This window comes from Micromonospora sp. NPDC052213 (assembly GCF_040679695.1).
In the GTDB taxonomy this organism is placed as follows: Bacteria; Actinomycetota; Actinomycetes; order Mycobacteriales; family Micromonosporaceae; genus Micromonospora.
Genome location: NZ_JBFAVI010000168.1, coordinates 1 through 15641, shown reverse-complemented (window position 1 = coordinate 15641; position 15641 = coordinate 1). Strand labels below are relative to the sequence as shown.

Annotated in this window: 15 protein-coding genes; 13 read left to right on the top strand and 2 right to left on the bottom strand. The window is 74.5% G+C overall.

Annotation, left to right across the window (positions count from 1 at the left end):
- The 11 genes from AB0L34_RS27920 to AB0L34_RS27870 form a co-directional block, all read left to right on the top strand.
- A partial coding sequence (locus AB0L34_RS27920; protein WP_363707966.1) for a beta-ketoacyl synthase N-terminal-like domain-containing protein occupies window positions 1–846 on the top strand: 846 nt, incomplete at its 5' end.
- Between the two features lie 74 nt (window positions 847–920).
- Entirely contained in the window at window positions 921–1457 is a 537-nt protein-coding gene (locus AB0L34_RS27915; RefSeq protein WP_363707968.1) for a beta-ketoacyl synthase chain length factor, read from the top strand.
- Window positions 1454–3070, top strand: a complete 1617-nt coding sequence (locus tag AB0L34_RS27910) for a class I adenylate-forming enzyme family protein (protein WP_363707964.1) — start codon at window positions 1454–1456, stop codon at window positions 3068–3070. Before AB0L34_RS27915 ends, AB0L34_RS27910 begins: the two co-directional genes overlap by 4 nt.
- On the top strand, window positions 3067–4305 hold the full coding sequence (locus tag AB0L34_RS27905; protein WP_363707962.1) for a beta-ketoacyl-[acyl-carrier-protein] synthase family protein: 1239 nt from the start codon (window positions 3067–3069) through the stop codon (window positions 4303–4305). Before AB0L34_RS27910 ends, AB0L34_RS27905 begins: the two co-directional genes overlap by 4 nt.
- A 72-nt stretch (window positions 4306–4377) precedes the next feature.
- Window positions 4378–5490: a 4-hydroxyphenylpyruvate dioxygenase gene (gene hppD / locus AB0L34_RS27900; RefSeq protein WP_363707960.1), complete on the top strand. Its 1113-nt coding sequence runs from the start codon at window positions 4378–4380 to the stop codon at window positions 5488–5490.
- On the top strand, window positions 5487–6416 hold the full coding sequence (locus AB0L34_RS27895) for a phytanoyl-CoA dioxygenase family protein (protein WP_363707958.1): 930 nt from the start codon (window positions 5487–5489) through the stop codon (window positions 6414–6416). The genes hppD and AB0L34_RS27895 overlap by 4 nt, the downstream gene beginning before the upstream one ends.
- A gap of 1 nt (window position 6417) precedes the next feature.
- Window positions 6418–7215, top strand: coding sequence for a DUF3050 domain-containing protein (locus tag AB0L34_RS27890; protein WP_363707956.1), 798 nt, complete (start codon window positions 6418–6420; stop codon window positions 7213–7215).
- The gene (locus AB0L34_RS27885; RefSeq protein WP_363707954.1) at window positions 7212–8183 is read left to right on the top strand and encodes a thiamine pyrophosphate-dependent dehydrogenase E1 component subunit alpha; all 972 of its coding nucleotides are present in this window, start codon (window positions 7212–7214) and stop codon (window positions 8181–8183) included. Before AB0L34_RS27890 ends, AB0L34_RS27885 begins: the two co-directional genes overlap by 4 nt.
- Window positions 8184–9152, top strand: a complete 969-nt coding sequence (locus AB0L34_RS27880) for a transketolase C-terminal domain-containing protein (RefSeq protein ID WP_363707952.1) — start codon at window positions 8184–8186, stop codon at window positions 9150–9152.
- Between the two features lie 3 nt (window positions 9153–9155).
- Window positions 9156–10514: a hypothetical protein gene (locus AB0L34_RS27875; RefSeq protein WP_363707950.1), complete on the top strand. Its 1359-nt coding sequence runs from the start codon at window positions 9156–9158 to the stop codon at window positions 10512–10514.
- Between the two features lie 186 nt (window positions 10515–10700).
- Window positions 10701–10850 (top strand): hypothetical protein, encoded by a 150-nt coding sequence (locus tag AB0L34_RS27870; RefSeq protein ID WP_363707949.1) that lies wholly within the window; start codon window positions 10701–10703, stop codon window positions 10848–10850.
- A gap of 19 nt (window positions 10851–10869) precedes the next feature.
- Here the strand turns inward: AB0L34_RS27870 and AB0L34_RS27865 are convergent, their stop codons facing one another.
- Entirely contained in the window at window positions 10870–11832 is a 963-nt protein-coding gene (locus AB0L34_RS27865) for an AraC family transcriptional regulator (RefSeq protein WP_363707947.1), read from the bottom strand.
- A 316-nt stretch (window positions 11833–12148) separates the two neighbouring features.
- Here AB0L34_RS27865 and AB0L34_RS27860 point away from each other — a divergent pair, with 316 nt between their 5' ends.
- A complete protein-coding gene (locus AB0L34_RS27860; RefSeq protein ID WP_363707945.1) occupies window positions 12149–13669 on the top strand; it encodes an NAD(P)/FAD-dependent oxidoreductase in 1521 nt (506 codons plus the stop codon).
- A gap of 30 nt (window positions 13670–13699) precedes the next feature.
- On the opposite strand, the gene AB0L34_RS27855 is transcribed toward AB0L34_RS27860, so the two are convergent.
- Complete coding sequence (locus tag AB0L34_RS27855; protein WP_363707943.1) at window positions 13700–14404, bottom strand: SGNH/GDSL hydrolase family protein; 705 nt, start codon at window positions 14402–14404, stop codon at window positions 13700–13702.
- A gap of 198 nt (window positions 14405–14602) precedes the next feature.
- On the opposite strand from AB0L34_RS27855, the gene AB0L34_RS27850 reads away from it, so the two are divergent.
- Window positions 14603–15625 (top strand): S1 family peptidase, encoded by a 1023-nt coding sequence (locus AB0L34_RS27850; protein ID WP_363707941.1) that lies wholly within the window; start codon window positions 14603–14605, stop codon window positions 15623–15625.
- Window positions 15626–15641 lie beyond the last annotated feature (16 nt).

Below are 15641 nucleotides of genomic sequence, written 5' to 3'. Positions count from 1 at the left end.
GCCGGCCGCCGGGCCGGCACGGCGCTGCTGCTGGCCGTGCACGGCGGCGCGGGCGTGCCGGCGCTGACCACCGGCCTGGCCGCGCGGACCGGGCTCACGGGCCCGACCCGGGCGTACACCACCGCCTGCGTCTCGGCCAGCAGCGCGGTGGCCGACGCCGCGGCCCTGATCCGGCGGGGCGACGTCGAGCGGGCGGTGGTCGCGGCCGGCTACCTGGTCGAGCCGGACCAGTACGCGCTCTTCGACGCCGGCCGCGCCCTCGCCACCGACGGCGCCGTGCGCCCGTTCAGCGCCGGCCGCACCGGGCTGCTGCTCGGCGACGGGATCGCCGCGGTGGTGCTGGAGTCGGCGGCCGTCGCCCGGGCGCCGGTGGCCGACCTGCTCGGGTGGGGCCGGGCCGGGGACGCGTTCCACCCCTGCCAGCCGGAGCCGGGCGGGCGCGGCCTGGCCCGCGCGGTCGCCGCGGCGCTGCGCCGGGCCGGGCTGGCGGCGGAGGCGATCGGGTACGTCAACGCCAACGCCACCGGCACCGGCTACAGCGACGCCTCCGAGGCGGCGGCGCTGCGCGCGGCGCTCGGCGCGGCGGCGGCGCGGACCCCGGTCAGCTCCACCAAGGCGCTGCACGGGCACGCCCTGGAGGCCTCCGGCCTGCTGGAACTGGTGGTCACCGTGCTCGCCCTGCGGCACGGGAAGCTGCCCGTCAACGCCGGCTGGCTCGGCCCCGACCCGGCCTGCCCGGTCGACGTCATCCGTGACGCGCCCCGGCCGGCCGCCACCGGGTACGCGCTCAGCCTCAACGCCGCCTTCGGCGGCGCGAACACCGCCCTGCTGGTGGGCGCCGCGTGAACGCCGGGAGCGGGCCCGCCGGCACCCACGGCACGCGCGCGGACGGCACGCGCCCGGACGGTGGCCCGGCGACCGTGGCCGCCGGTCGCCTCGCCGTGCTGGCCGAGGCGGCCTGGCCCGAGCCGGGCGACGACGCGCCGCCGCCGGTGCCCGGGTTCGTGCACTCCAGCTTCCCGCCCCTGGTCGCGGCGGTCGCCGAGCGCTGCCTGACCCGGGCGTACGACGGGCGACCCGCGCCCGACGGGGAGCGGACCGCGGTCGTGCTGGCCAGCGCGGCCGGGGACCGGGCCAGCGCGGCGCACGTGCGCGCCACGGTCGCCGCCGGCGGCCGGCCCGGACCGCTGTTCTTCTTCCAGTCGGTGCCCAACAGCGTGGCCGGGCACGTGGCCGCCCGCTGGGGGCTGGGCGGGCCCGTGGTCTGCCTCGCGCCGACCGGGGACCCGCGCGACGAGGGGATCGCCGAGGTCGACCTGCTGCTGCACGACGGTGACGCCGACCGGGCGTTGCTGGTCCTGATCGAACAGGCACCGGACGACGGCGGTGCGCGGGACCCGGGCGGGGAGCCCGGCGCCCGGGCCGTCGCGGTGCTGCTGGGGGGAGGAACGCCATGAGGACCAGGGGACTACGCGGAACGCTGGCCGCGGACGACGGGATCGGCGCCGGCAACGTGCTGGCCCGGGTGCTGGCGCACGGCGCCGACCCGCACGGGCCGGGGCTCACCTTCGACACCGCCGTGGACGGCCACCCGGCCGAACTGCCGCTCACGCTGGGCCGGCTCGACGAGCGGGTCGCCGCCCGCGCCGCGTGGCTGCACGAGCGGGGGATCGAGCCGCGCGACCCGGTGGCCGTCTGGGCCACCGCCGCCGCCGACATGGTGCTCAGCTACCTCGCGCTGACCCGGCTCGGCGCGATCCCGGCGCTGATGAACGGCAGGCTGCGCCCGGAGATCGCCGCCGAGTACATCCGCCGGCTGCGCGGCGTCGGGGTGCTCGCCGACGACGCGCACACCGCGCTGCTGGCCGGGCACGACCTCGGCGTGCCGGTGATCGGCACCCCCGCCGAGGCGGGCACGGGCGACCCGGCCGCCGCGCCGGCGCACTACCGGCACCACGCCGACGACCCGGTCGTCATCACCCACACCTCCGGCACCACCGGGGTGCCGAAGGCGGTCCTGCACTCGCACGCGAGCCTCTTCGCCGCCACCCGGCACCTGCTCGCCATGCCGCAGGCACAGGGCACCAACCGCATCCTCAACGCGCTGCCCGCCCCGCACACCGCCACCGTGCTCATGGTCAACCAGGCCCTCGGCAACCGGGCGGAGATGTTCCTGCTGTCCGACCAGGGCGGCGAGCGGGTGCTGGACGCGATCCAGCGCTGGCGCCCCGACGGGGTGTTCGGCTTCTCCGTCACCTGGGCGGAACTGGCCCGCTTCGACCTGTCCGCGTACGACCTGGAGTCGGTGTCGCTGTGGTTCAACACCGGCGACTGCTCGCACGAGCCGCACGTGCGCCGGCTGGTCGCGGTCGGCTCCCGGGACGTGGTGACCCGCGACGGGATCACCCGGGTGCCCGGCTCGGTCTTCATCGACGGGCTCGGCTCCAGCGAGATGGGCCACTCGATGTTCCACATCACCCACCGCACCGACACCGACCGGTACGGCCGCTGCATCGGCCGCCCCTACCGGTTCGCCCGGGTCGCCGTGCTCGACGCCGCGGGCGAGCCGGTGCCGACCGGCGAGGTGGGCTGGCTCGGCATCGACTCGCCGTCGCTGTTCCGCGGCTACTGGAACGACTCGGTCACCACCCACCGCTTCCGCCGGCGCGGCTGGTACCTCACCGGCGACCTGGTGTACGCCGACGACGAGGGCCGCTACTACCACATGGACCGGGCCGTCGACTCGGTCGACGTGGGCGACGGCCGGCGGTTCTACACCGCGCTGTCGGAGGAGCGGATCCTCGCCGCCTGCCCCGACGTCACCGACTGCACGGTGGTGATCGTCGCCGAGGCCGGCCGGGTGGTCACCGACGTGCTGCTGGAACTCGCCGCCGGCGCCGACGACGCCGAGGACCGCACCGCGCGGCTCCGGGCGGCACTCGGGCCGGACGTCGGCGCGACCCTGCGCCGGGTGGTGCCGGTGCGGCCCGCCGACATCCCCGTCACCGTCACCGGCAAGGTGCGCAAGGTGGCCCTGCGGGAGCGCTATCTCACCGAGGTGGCGTCATGACCGCCGTCATCACCGGGATGGGGCTGTTCACCCCCGTCGGCCGGGGCGTCGCGGCGACGTTCGACGCGCTCCGCACCGGGCGGTCCGGGCTGACCCGGCCGCCGGCCGGGCACCCCGCCGCCGGGTCGCTGGAGGTCGCCGGCCTGCTCCCGGAGATCGACCCGCGCACCGTCGCCTCCGGGCCGGAGACCCGGGTGCTGGACCGGATCGTCGTGCTCGCCCTGCTCGCCGCCGCCGACGCGCTCGCCGACGCCGGCATCGAGGTGGGCCGGGACGTGGACCCGGGCCGGATCGGGGTGATCGTCGGCGGGGTCGGCGGGATGTCCACCCTGGAGGCGCAGGTGCTGGCCCGGGCCGAGCGGGGCCGCGCCGCCGTCAGCCCGTACCTGCTCACCGGAATCCTGCCGAACATGCCGGCGGCGCGGATCGCCATCGCGTACGGCATCCGCGGCTACACCTCCTCGGTCGGCACCGCCTGCGCCTCCGGCGCCCAGTCGGTCGCCGACGCGGTCCGGCTGATCCGCGCCGGGGAGGCCGACGTGGTGCTGTGCGGGGCCAGCGAGGCGCCGCTGTTCCCGACGTTCGCCGACACCTTCGGCAACGCTCGGGCGCTGGCCCGGGGCTGGGCCGACCCGACGGCGGCGAGCCGGCCGTTCGACGCCCGGCGCAACGGGTTCGTCCTCGCCGAGGGCGCGGCCCTGCTGGTGCTGGAACGCGCCGAGCACGCCGCCGCCCGGGGCGTCACCGGCTACGCCGAGGTCGCCGGGTACGGGGCGACCACCGACGCGTACCACCCGACCGCCCCGCGGCCCGACGGCGCCGGCGCGGCGGAGTGCATGCGGCGCGCGCTGGCCAGCGGCGGCGTGCCCGCCGCGCGGGTCGGCTACGTCAACGCGCACGGCACCGGCACGAAGCTCGGCGACATCGCCGAGACCACCGCCCTGACCGAGGTGTTCGGCGACGGCGGCGTCCCGGTCAGCTCCACCAAGGCGCTCACCGGCCACCTGCTCGGCGCCTCCGGGGTGCTGGAGACGGCGGCCACCGCGCTGGCACTCGGCCGGGGCCTGCTCCCGCCGACGCACAACCTCGACGACCCGGACCCGGCCTGCCCGGCGGACCACATCCGCAAGGAGCCGCGGGCGACGGACACCGGGTACGCGCTGACCAACTCCTTCGGCTTCGGCGGCCAGAACGTGAGCCTGCTGCTCGCGCGGGCCGCCCGGCCGAGGGCCTGAGACAGGCTCCACCCCCGGGCGGGGCGCGCCCGGGCGGCAGACCACGGGGGACCCGTGGAAAGGGCTGAGGACATGGACATCCGTGGGATAGACCACATCGAACTCTACGTGGGGGACGCCCGGCAGGCGGCCTTCTACTTCGGCCGGGCGGTCGGCTTCCACCTCTGCGGCCAGGGCGGCCCCGAGACCGGGCTGGCCGACCAGCGGTCGCTGCTGCTGCGCCACGCCGACATCCGGATGGTGCTGACCTCCGGGCTCACCGCCGAGCACCCGGCGTCCCGGTACGTGCAGCGGCACGGCGACGGCATCGCCGTGGTCGCGCTGGAGGTCGACGACGCCGCCGGCGCGTACGCCGAGCTGGTGGGCCGCGGGGCGGCGGGGGTGACGCCGCCGACCACCTGGACCGGGCCGGACGCCGAGGTGGTGACCGCCGAGGTGGGCGGCTTCGGCGACGTGCTGCACCGCCTGGTGTCGCGGCGCGGCGACCGGACCGATTTCCTGCCCGGGGCGGTCGAGTTGACGCCCCCGGCCGGCGGCAGCGACGACAAGCTGCTCGCCGAGATCGACCACCTGGCGGTCTGCGTGCCGCCGGGTCAGCTCGACGAGACCGTCCGGCACTACCGGGAGGTGTTCGGGTTCGCGGAGATCTTCGAGGAGCACATCGAGGTCGCCGGGCAGGCGATGAACTCCAAGGTGGTGCAGAGCCCGTCGGGACGGGTCACCCTGGTGCTGCTGGAGCCGGACCGCGGCCGCCGGCCGGGGCAGATCGACGCCTTCCTCGACCAGCACGCCGGCGCCGGGGTGCAGCACCTCGGGCTGCGCACCGACGACATCGTCACCGCCGTCGGCACCCTCGCCGACCGGGGGGTGCGCTTCGCCGGCACCCCCGGCAGCTACTACGACACCCTCGAGGCGCGGGTCGGCCGGGTGGACGCGCCGCTGGACCGGCTGCGCGACCTCGGTGTGCTGGTCGACCGCGACCACGGCGGGCAACTGCTGCAGATCTTCACCGAGTCCATGCACGTGCGCCGCACGCTCTTCCTGGAGCTCATCGAGCGGCGCGGGGCCCGGACGTTCGGCAGCGGCAACATCAAGGCGCTCTACGAGGCCAAGGAACGGGAACTGGCCGCGGCGGGGGCGACCCCCGCCGTCGCGGCCGTGACACCGCAGGAGGTGCGGGCGTGACCACGACCGAGTTCGAGCCGACACTCACCGCCGAGGAGGAGGCGCTGCTCCCGTCCGACGAGGACGTCGCCTTCTACGCCGAGCACGGCTGGTACCTGTCGAAGAAGCTGTTCACCGACGACGAGGTGGACGCCCTCACGGCGGCCGCCGACCGCTACTACGACGGCGAGCGGGACCGCCGCCTGCCGGTGCGCCCGCCGAAGCTCGCCTACTGGGAGCCGTCGAAGGGCGCGGTGCAGCGGCACAACGACTACGTCCACCACGAGCACGACGGGCTGGGGGCGATCCTGCGCAAGCCGCTCGTCGGCGCGGTCGCCGCCCGGCTCGCGCGGGCCACCGAGATCCGCGTCTTCCAGTCCACGCTGATCTACAAGCCGCCGATCTCCGGCGAGCCGTCCAACATCGTGCCCTGGCACTTCGACAAGCACTACTGGGCGTCCTCGTCGTCGGAGAACATGCTCACCGCGTTCATCCCGTTCCACGACTGCGGGGAGGAGATGGGCACCATCACCATGGTCGATGGCTCGCACCGCTGGCAGGAGGTCGGCGCGGACGACACGGTGGTGCGCCACTTCGCCGACCGCGACCGCGACCAGCTGGAGGAGATGCTCGCCGAGAACGCGGCCCACAACGGCGCCGAGATCCGCAAGGTGCCGATGGTGATCCCCAAGGGACACGTGAGCTTCCACCACTGCCGCACCTACCACGGCAGCGGCGCCAACGTCAGCGGCCGCCCGCGCCGGGCGGTCTCGCTGCACCTGCAGGACGGCGACAACGCCTGGCGGGAGTATCCGCTCTCCGACGGCACGTTCGCCGCGTACAACCACGACGTGCTGGTCCGCCGCACCCCCGACGGGCGGCCGGACTACGCGGACCCCGAGTACTGCCCCATCATCTGGCGCCACCGCGCCCCGCAGGGAGGCTGACATGTCACGGTACGACTGGGGAAAGACGCACCCGGGCATCGAGCGGCTGGAGAAGGCGGTGACCGACCGCCGCGACGTGGTGGTCCGGCACCCGCTCTACGCCAACCTCGACACCCACGAGGCGCTGGTCACCTTCATGGAGCACCACGTCTTCGCCGTGTGGGACTTCATGTCGCTGCTGAAGTCGTTGCAGCGGCAGCTCACCTGCGTCACCGTGCCGTGGATCCCGACCGGCCCGACGGGCAGCCGCCGCCTGATCAACGACATCGTGATGGTGGAGGAGAGCGACGAGCTGGGCGACGGCTACATCAGCCACTTCGAGCTGTACGTGCAGGGCATGCGGGAGGCCGGCGCCGACACCACGGCCGTGGAGAAGCTGATCGACCTGCTGCGGGCGGGCCGGCCGGTGACCGAGTCGCTCGTCGAGGCCGGGGTGCCCGCGCCGTCGGCGGCGTTCGCCGCCACCACCTGGCGGATCATCGAGGACACCCCGGTGCACTGCCAGGCGGCGGCGTTCGCCTTCGGCCGGGAGGACCTGATCCCCGACATGTTCACCCAGGTCGTCGCCGTCAACGAGCGCAGCCGCAAGCTGCACAGGTTCGTCGACTACCTGGAGCGGCACATCGAGGTCGACGGCGAGCAGCACACCCCGATGGCGATGCAGATGCTCGCCGACCTGTGCGGCGACGACGACGCCAAGTGGCAGGAGTGCGCCGACACCGTCAACACCGCGCTCGCCGCGCGGGCGAAGCTCTGGGACGACATCCTCGCCGCGGTCAAGGAGGGGCGCGAGCGGTGACCGACGCCGACCCGGTCCGGCTCTACCGGACGGTACGGCTGATCCGCCGGTTCGAGGAGCGGGCCGTCGAGCTGGTCCGCTCCGGGCACGTCGTCGGCGGCATCCACCCGTACCTCGGGCAGGAGGGGATCGCCGCCGGGGTGTGCGCCGCCCTGGGTGCCGACGACGTCGTCGCCGGCACCCACCGGGGGCACGGGCACGTGCTCGCCAAGGGCGCCGACCCGGCCCGGATGCTCGCCGAGCTGTGCGGCCGGGTCACCGGCCTCAACGCCGGCCGGGGCGGCTCGATGCACGCCGCCGACTTCGGCGTCGGCGTGCTCGGCGCCAACGCCATCGTCGGCGCGTCCGGGGCGATCATCACCGGTGCCGTGTGGGCGCGCCGACGGCGCGGCGACGACGTCGTCGGGGTGAGCTTCTTCGGCGACGGCGCGGTCAACGAGGGGATGCTGCTGGAGGCGTTCAACCTGGCCGCGCTGTGGCGGGTGCCGGTGCTGTTCGTCTGCGAGAACAACGGCTACGCCACCACCATGACCGTCGCGGGCGCGGTCGCCGGCAGCATCCCCGGCCGGGCCGCCGCGTTCGGCATCCCGGCCGCCGTCGTGGACGGCCAGGATCCCGAGGCGGTACGCGACGCCGCGGCGGCCGCCGTCGACCGGATGCGCGCCGGCGGCGGCCCCGAGCTGATCGAGGCCCGGACCTACCGGTTCGACGCCCACCACACCTTCGAGCACGCGGTACGCCTCGACTACCGCCCGCCCGACGAGGTGGCCCGGGGCCGGTCCCGGGACCCGGTGGACATCCAGGGCGGGCGGCTGCCCGCCGCCGTACGGGCCGACGTCGACGCCGAGGTCGAGGCCACCCTGGCGGCGGCCGTCGAGTTCGCCCTCGCCAGCGGAGAGCCGGACCCGGCCGACGCCCTGGCGCACCTGTACGCCAGCGGGCTGACCGCCCGCACCGGAGGTGGGTAGATGCCCAGACTGTCCTACCGCAAGGCGCTCACCCGGGCGCTCGCCGACGAGTTGGCCCGCGACGAGTCGGTGTTCCTGCTCGGCGAGGACATCCGGGTGGCCGCCTCGAACGTCACGGCCGGGCTGTTCAAACGGTTCGGCCCCGAGCGGGTGCTCGACACCCCGCTGTCGGAGCAGGCGTTCACCAGCTTCGCCACGGGGGCGGCACTGGCCGGGATGCGGCCGGTGGTCGAGTTCCAGATCCCGTCGCTGCTGTTCCTGGTCTTCGAGCAGATCGTCAACCACGCGCACAAGTTCCCGCTGATGACCGGCGGGCAGTGCGCCGCACCGGTCACCTACCTGGTGCCCGGCTCCGGCTCCCGGACGGGCTGGGCGGGCCAACACTCCGACCACCCGTACAGCCTCTTCGCCCACGTCGGGGTGACCACGGTGGTGCCGGCCACCCCGGCCGACGCGTACGGGCTGCTGGTGTCGGCGGTGCGGTGCGACGACCCGGTGGTGGTCTTCGCCCCGGCCGGGGCGCTCGACGTCCGCGACGACGTGGACCTCGCCGCGCTCGCGCCGGTGCCGCTCGGTCGGGGCCGGGTGCGCCGCTTCGGCGACGACGTGACCGTGGTCGCGGTCGGGCACCTGGTGCACGACGCCCTCGCGGTCGCCGACGAGCTGGCCGACCAGGTGTCGGTGGAGGTGTTCGACCCCCGCACGCTGTACCCGTTCGACTGGGACTCACTCGCCGAGTCGGTGTCGCGCACCGGGCGGCTGGTGGTGGTGGACGACTCCAACCGCTCCTGCGGCATCGCCGGGGAGATCATCGCGACCATGGTCGAGCGGGTGCGCCTGGTCGCCCCGCCGCGCCGGGTCACCCGCCCCGACGGCGCGGTGCTGCCATTCGCCCCGGCGCTCGACCGGGCCGTGCAGCCCAGCCGCGAGCAACTCCTGGCCGCCGTCCAACACGTGATGAAGGACTGATGTATGACCGACGCTGACTACCGCTGGCCCTCCGCCGCGCAGGCGTGGCTCGACCTGCCCGCGCCGATCCGCGCCGAGATGGTGGCCGCCGGGGCGGAGTCCTGGCGGGAGATCTTCGACGGCCGGGCCACGTACAACAAGCAGTGGCGGCTGGCCCGGCCGCCGGTGATGGACGAGACCTCGCTGGGCGTGCTCAACGCCGTCTCCGACCGCCTCGCCCAGCTCGTCTTCGAGGCGTGCCGGCGGCGGGCCGGCACGGCGGGGGAGCTGCGCCGGCTGCTGAACGTGCCCGACGGTGAGACCCGGCTGCTCGACGACGACGAGCCGCTGACCGAGGCGCTGCTGGACGCGTTCCGGCCGGACGTGCTGCTCTCCGACGGGGTGCCCCGGTTCGTCGAGTACAACATCGACAGCAGCCTCGGCGGGGCGTTCGACGCGGACACGACGGTGCGCCGCTTCGTCGACGTCTACCGGCGGCGCGGCCTCACCGACCGGGTCCGCCTGGCGGCGGCGCCCTCGGCGGTGGACCAGCGGTTCGCCGCGATCCGCGCCGGGCTCGGCCTGCCCGAGGGCGCCCGGGTCGCCATGCTGATCGACTTCGACGCCGAGTACCCCGGCCTGGACGACCCGCAGCGGTTCTTCCGGCTGCTGTCGCCGGTGGTCGAGCGGGCCGCGGCCTCCGGCATGGACCTGGTCATCGCGCCGGTCTCCCAGGTGACCCTCGACGACGGGCAGCGGCTGGTCGCCGACGGCGCCCCGGTCGACGGGGTGTTCCGCCTCTTCGTGCCCAACCGGGTCACCCCGAGCGCCGGGGTGGACGCCCTGGAGGCGGGGCTGGCGGCCGGGACGGTGCCGATGTGGGTGTCGGCGGCGGCCTGGCTGGTCGCCAACAAGCGGGCCTTCGCCTGGCTCTGGGAGGACGCCGACGCGCTGGCGCCGGCGGACCGGGACCTGGTCCAGCGGTACGTGCCACGGACCTGGTCGCTGACCGCCGAGCTGCTCGACCGGGCGGTGGCCGACCGGCCCGGCCTGGTGGCGAAGCCGGCCGACGGCTCCGCCGGGGTGGACGTGCTGATCGGCCGGGAGACCGATACGGACACGTGGCGGGACGGACTGACCCGGGCCGTCGAGCGGGGCGGCTTCATCCTCCAGGAGTACGTGAAGGCCGACGACGTCCCGTTGGACTTCGTGCACATCGAGACCGGCGAGACGGTCAGCGCCGAGGTGCCGTACAGCATCGCCCCGTACCTGTTCGGTCGGCGGCCGGCGGGCGCCTGCATCCGTACGGGCTTCCCCGGCTGCGACGGGGTGCTCAACCTGGCTCGGGGCGTCCTCCTCTCCGGCCTTTTGGTGGTCGACTGACGCGCCACATCGGGCGGTGGGGCGGCCTGCGCGGGTCGTCCCACCGTGCTCGGTCGCGCGAGGGTCACCGGGCGTCCGCCACGGGCCGTGCGCCGCGCTCGCCCGCGTCCGCCATCCGGCGTCCGCCGCCGGGTCACCGGCGAAACGCGCTTCCCACCCAGGCAGGACCGGGGCACCATCACCGGGGTGGGCGGGGTGCGGGCGGGGTTGACGGTCGACCAGTTGCGCCCGGTGGTGCGGGCGGCGTGCGGGCGCGGTCGGGAACTGTGGTCGGCCGAGCGGCTGACGGGCGGCACGAAGAAGGGTGTCTACCGGACGCTGGCCCAGCTCGCCTGAGCCGTCCGGCGGGGCGTGGTCAGCGGCGGAGGGTGGTGGAAGGCGACTCCCCGAAACGGGACCGGTACTCGCCGGCGAAGCGGCTCAGGTGGGCGAATCCGTGGTCGAGGGCGACGGTCGTCACGGACGTCCCGGGTCCGGCGGCGCGCAGCGCGGCGTGGACCGCGTCGAGCCGGCGGGCGCGCAGGTACGCCATCGGGGTGGTCTGCAGCTCGCGGCGGAAGCAGTCCTGCAGCGTCCGTACGCTCACCCGAAGTGCCTCCGCGACGTCGCCGACCGTCAGCGCCTCGCCGTGGTGCTCCGTCATCAGTGCGCAGGCGCGTCGGACGAGGCGCCCGGGTGCCGGGTGCCGCGCCGGCTCGGCGAGCAGGTCGGTGTAGGTGTGGCGGTGGGTCAGCAACAGCTTGCCGACGAGCGCCTGCTCGAAGCGGGCGACGACCTGCGGGTGGTCGAGGAGGGAGGCGCCCTTCGGCTGGGACAGCTCCTCGGCGAGGAAGTCCACCCCGCGGGCCCAGGCCACCGCCGCGGGCGTGCTCATGGTCATGCCGAGGTCGAAGTGGACCTGGCCGTCCACCGGTCGGCCCAGCAGTCGAGCGAGTTCCCGGTCGACCGTCTGCCGGTCGGCGTAGAAGATCCGGTGCGGAGATGCCTCGGACCAGTGCATGTCCGAAGCGTCGTAGGGGGAGAGGACCGAGGCGATTTCGGGCGTGGAGGACACGGTACGTCCGGCGTGGCGGACCTCCGCCCTGCCGCCACGGGGAATCTGCACGAGGTAGAAGGTCTCCAGCGCGGCGGGCTGGATCCGCACCGCCTGCGCGTAGTCGAGATCGACGACGCCCACGCCGCCCGACCGGCGGGCCGTCATGCGCAGGCGGACGCTGCGGACGCCGGGCTGGGGCGTGAGCCGGTGCGGACAGAACACGCGACCGACCTCCGTGCGGGCGCGCTCGATGTCGTCCGTCCTGACCGTCGTGGCAGCCATCTGGCACCTCCTGATGGGGCCGGGGCGGCTGTGCATCGCCGGTGACGCGGAACCACCGGTTCGCCCGGACCGGCGGCCCCGCGCCGAGACGCCCTGCTGTGCCGAGATTAGGACCGGGGGCAGGGTGATCAGCAGAGGCGTGCTCCAAACCCGACACCAGGGGTGCCGGGGAAAGTGCCCCCGGTTGTGCGATGCGGATGCCGCGCGCGTCCGGCGGATAGCAGCCCTGCCGGCGTGCTCGTTAGCGTGCGATCGCCGCCGGCGCCCCGCTGCCGCGGCTCCCGTCAACGGGTCGCAGAGTCTTTGGAGGTTCGCCATGAGGATCGCCGTCGTCGGTGCTGGATTCGCCGGTCTGAGCGCAGCGAAGGTGCTGCGGCAGAGTGGCTTCGAGGTCTCCGTGTTCGAGAAGTCGCCCGACGTCGGAGGCGTCTGGAGCAGCACCCGGAGATATCCCGGTCTCCGTACCCAGAACAACAAGGGCACCTACCACCTCTCCGACCTGCCGATGCCCGCTCACTACCCCCAGTGGCCGTCGGGCGAGCAGGTCCAGCAGTACGTCGAGAGCTATGTGGACCGGTTCGGGCTCCGCCCCGTTCTGCGCCTCGCCACGGAGGTCGTCGCCGCGAAACTCGTGGACGACGAGACCGCGTGGCTGATCGCGTCACGACCGACGGGTGGGCGGGACCCCGCGACCTGGGAGCGGTACGACCACCTCGTCGTCGCCAACGGCATCTTCTCCGAGCCGCTCATCCCGCACTTCGAGGGCCGTGCGGACTTCGTCGCCGCGGGCGGACGTGTTCTGGCCTGCGGGGAGTTCCACGATCTCGAGGCGGCGCGGGGAAAGCACGTCCTCGTCGTCGGGTACGGCAAGTCGTCCTGCGACGTGGCGGTCCCGCTGAGCGACGTCGCCGCGCGGACCCACGTCGTCGCCCGTCAACTGCTGTGGAAGATGCCCAAGAAGCTGGGCGGAGCGGTCAACTACAAGTACCTTCTGCTCACCCGGATGGGTGAGGCGCTGTTCCGGTACATCCGCGTGAAGGGCTTCGAGCGGTTCCTGCACGGCCCGGGCAACGGTCTGCGTCGCGGCATGCTCGACGGCGTGGGGTCGGTCGCTACCCGGCAGCTCAAGCTGCGCGAGCTGGGTCTCGTGCCGAACGGGACCTTCGAGGACATCGCGCGAAGCACCGTCAGCCTCGCGACGGACGGTTTCTTCGAGCGGGTCGCCGACGGTCGGATCAGCGTCCACCGCGATCGTCAGATCAGCGAACTCCTGGTCGACGAGGGCCGGCCGGCCGCCCGGCTCGCGGACGGCACGGTGCTCCCCGCCGACCTGGTCATCTGCGGCACCGGGTTCCGGCAGCACGTGCCCTTCTTCGACGCCGCCCTGCACGCCCGGCTCGAAGACGACGAGGGCAACTTCATGCTCCACCGCCAGATCCTGCCGGTCGACGTCCCGCATCTGACCTTCGCCGGCTACAACTCCTCGTTCTTCAGCCCGCTGAGCGCCGAGATGGCAGCGGTCTGGACGGCCGCCCATCTGCGGGGAGGGATCGCGCTGCCGCCCAGGGAGCGGATGCGGGAGCAGGTGCGTACGCGGCTGGCCTGGATGGCGGCGCGGACCAACGGGCAGCACGCCCGCGGCACGAGCATCATCCCGTTCTCGATGCACAACATCGACGAGGTGCTCGACGATCTCGGGCTCAACCTCGGCCCGCTGGCCCGCGCCCGCCAGTGGCTGCTGCCCGTCGACCCGCGCGCCTACCGGAGGGTCACGCCCCGCATGATCCGGCGCACCGCCGCGACGGCGCCCCGGGAGTCGGTGAGCCAGCCCGCCTGACAGGGGAAGGAACAGCAGCCGCGGGGATCCTCACCGAGCTGCTCCGTCCGCGCTTCGGGCGGTCGTGAGGTGGGCGCCGAGGCGGCGGACGGTCTCGGCGGCGGCGATGGCGTCGCTGCGGGCGCTGCCGTGCCGGCCGTCGCTGCTGTAGATCGACGGGTCGGCGGTGAGCGGGTGGTCGGTGAGCCGCACGTGCAGGGTGCCGAGCCGTTCGGCGAGCGCGCCGGTGTGCGCGGAGAGCCGCCGCATCCGCTCGGCCAGGCCGGCCCGGTGCCGCTCGGGCACGGCCGGGCTGTGCGAGACGTCGAACATGCCGACGGTGATCACGTCGGCCCCCGCCGCCCGCAACGCCTCGATGATCGCGGTCAGCTCCGCGTCGACGGCGTCCGCGTCGTACGCCGGGTGGAAGGCGTCGTTGCCGCCGCACACCACCAGCGCCAGGTCGGGGCGGAACGCCAGGGCCGGGGCGAGCTGGGTGGCGCGCACCTCGTGCGCCCGCAGCCCGCGCAGCCCGAGGTTCAGGTACGCCAGCTCCGGCCGGACGGCCCGCAGCTCGGCGGCGACGCGGTCCGCCCACTGCACCTCGGGATAGCCGTCGACGGGCTCGCAGAGCCCTTCGGCCACGCTGTCGCCGAGCACCGCGAAGCGCCGCCACGGGTGGTCGCGCAGCAGGGCGACGCTCTCCCCGTCGCGGAGGCACCACGGATCCGTCGATTCGGTCAGCGTCGATGACATGAGCGCACGCTAGTCGACCGGGTCGCCGCCGGCCAGCGGCCGACACGGCACGAGGTGTCCCGGTCGACGCCCCGGCGCACCGCGGGCGAACAGCCGGCGAACAAACCGCGCGCCGCCCCCTTTACGTTGCCGTTGATCGATGTGAATATGTGCACATCGATCGGCAGAGAGCCGGTCCACCCCTCCCCGGAGGTACGCGTGAGACTCACTCGACGTGGCGTGGTGTCCGCCGTCGCCGTCGCCTGCCTCGGCGCCACCATGGCCGTGTCGCCGGCCCACGCCGCGCCCGCCGTCCTGACCGCCGACGGAGCGTCCGGCCTCGCCGCCGGCCTCGGTCCCGATCGCACCGCCGGCTCCTACGTGGACGCGGCCTCGGGGCGTATGGTCGTCGCCGTCACCGACGAGGCCGCCGCCGCCAAGGTCCGCGCCGCCGGCGGCGTCGCCCGCCTGGTCACCCACAGCACCCGCGCCCTGGAAGCCGCGCAGACCCGGGTGGACCTGGGCGTCACCGGCACCGCCCTCTGGGTCGACCCGGTCAGCAACCAGGTGGTCGTCGGCGTGGACAGCACGGTCGGCGCCGCCCAGCGGGCCCGCATCCGCGCCGCGGTGGCCGCCGCCGGCGGCACGGCCCGCGTCACCCCGCTCGCCGGCACGCTCAGCACGCGGACCTCCGGCGGCGACGCCATCTACGGCGGTGGCTACCGCTGCTCGCTCGGCTTCAACGTGCGCAGCGGCAGCACCTACTACTTCCTCACCGCCGGGCACTGCACGGACGCGGTCTCCGCCTGGTACGCCAACTCGGCCCAGAGCACCAAGCTCGGCGACCGCACCGGCACCAGCTTCCCGGGCAACGACTACGGCATCGTCCGCTACACCAACACCTCGATCGCGATCGACGGCTCGGTGGGCTCCCAGGACATCACCGCCGCCGGGAACGCGTCCGTCGGCCAGCAGGTGACCCGGCGGGGCAGCACCACCGGCACCCACAGCGGCACGGTGACCGGCCTCAACGCCACCGTCCGGTACGCCGAGGGCACCGTGCGGGGCATGATCGCCACCAACGTCTGCGCCGAGCCCGGCGACAGCGGCGGCCCGCTCTACTCCGGCAGCATCGCGCTCGGCCTGACCTCGGGTGGCAGCGGCAACTGCCGCACCGGCGGCACCACCTTCTTCCAGCCCGTCACCGAGGCGCTCAGCAAGTACGGCGTCTCCGTGTTCTGACCCGACCGACCGTGGC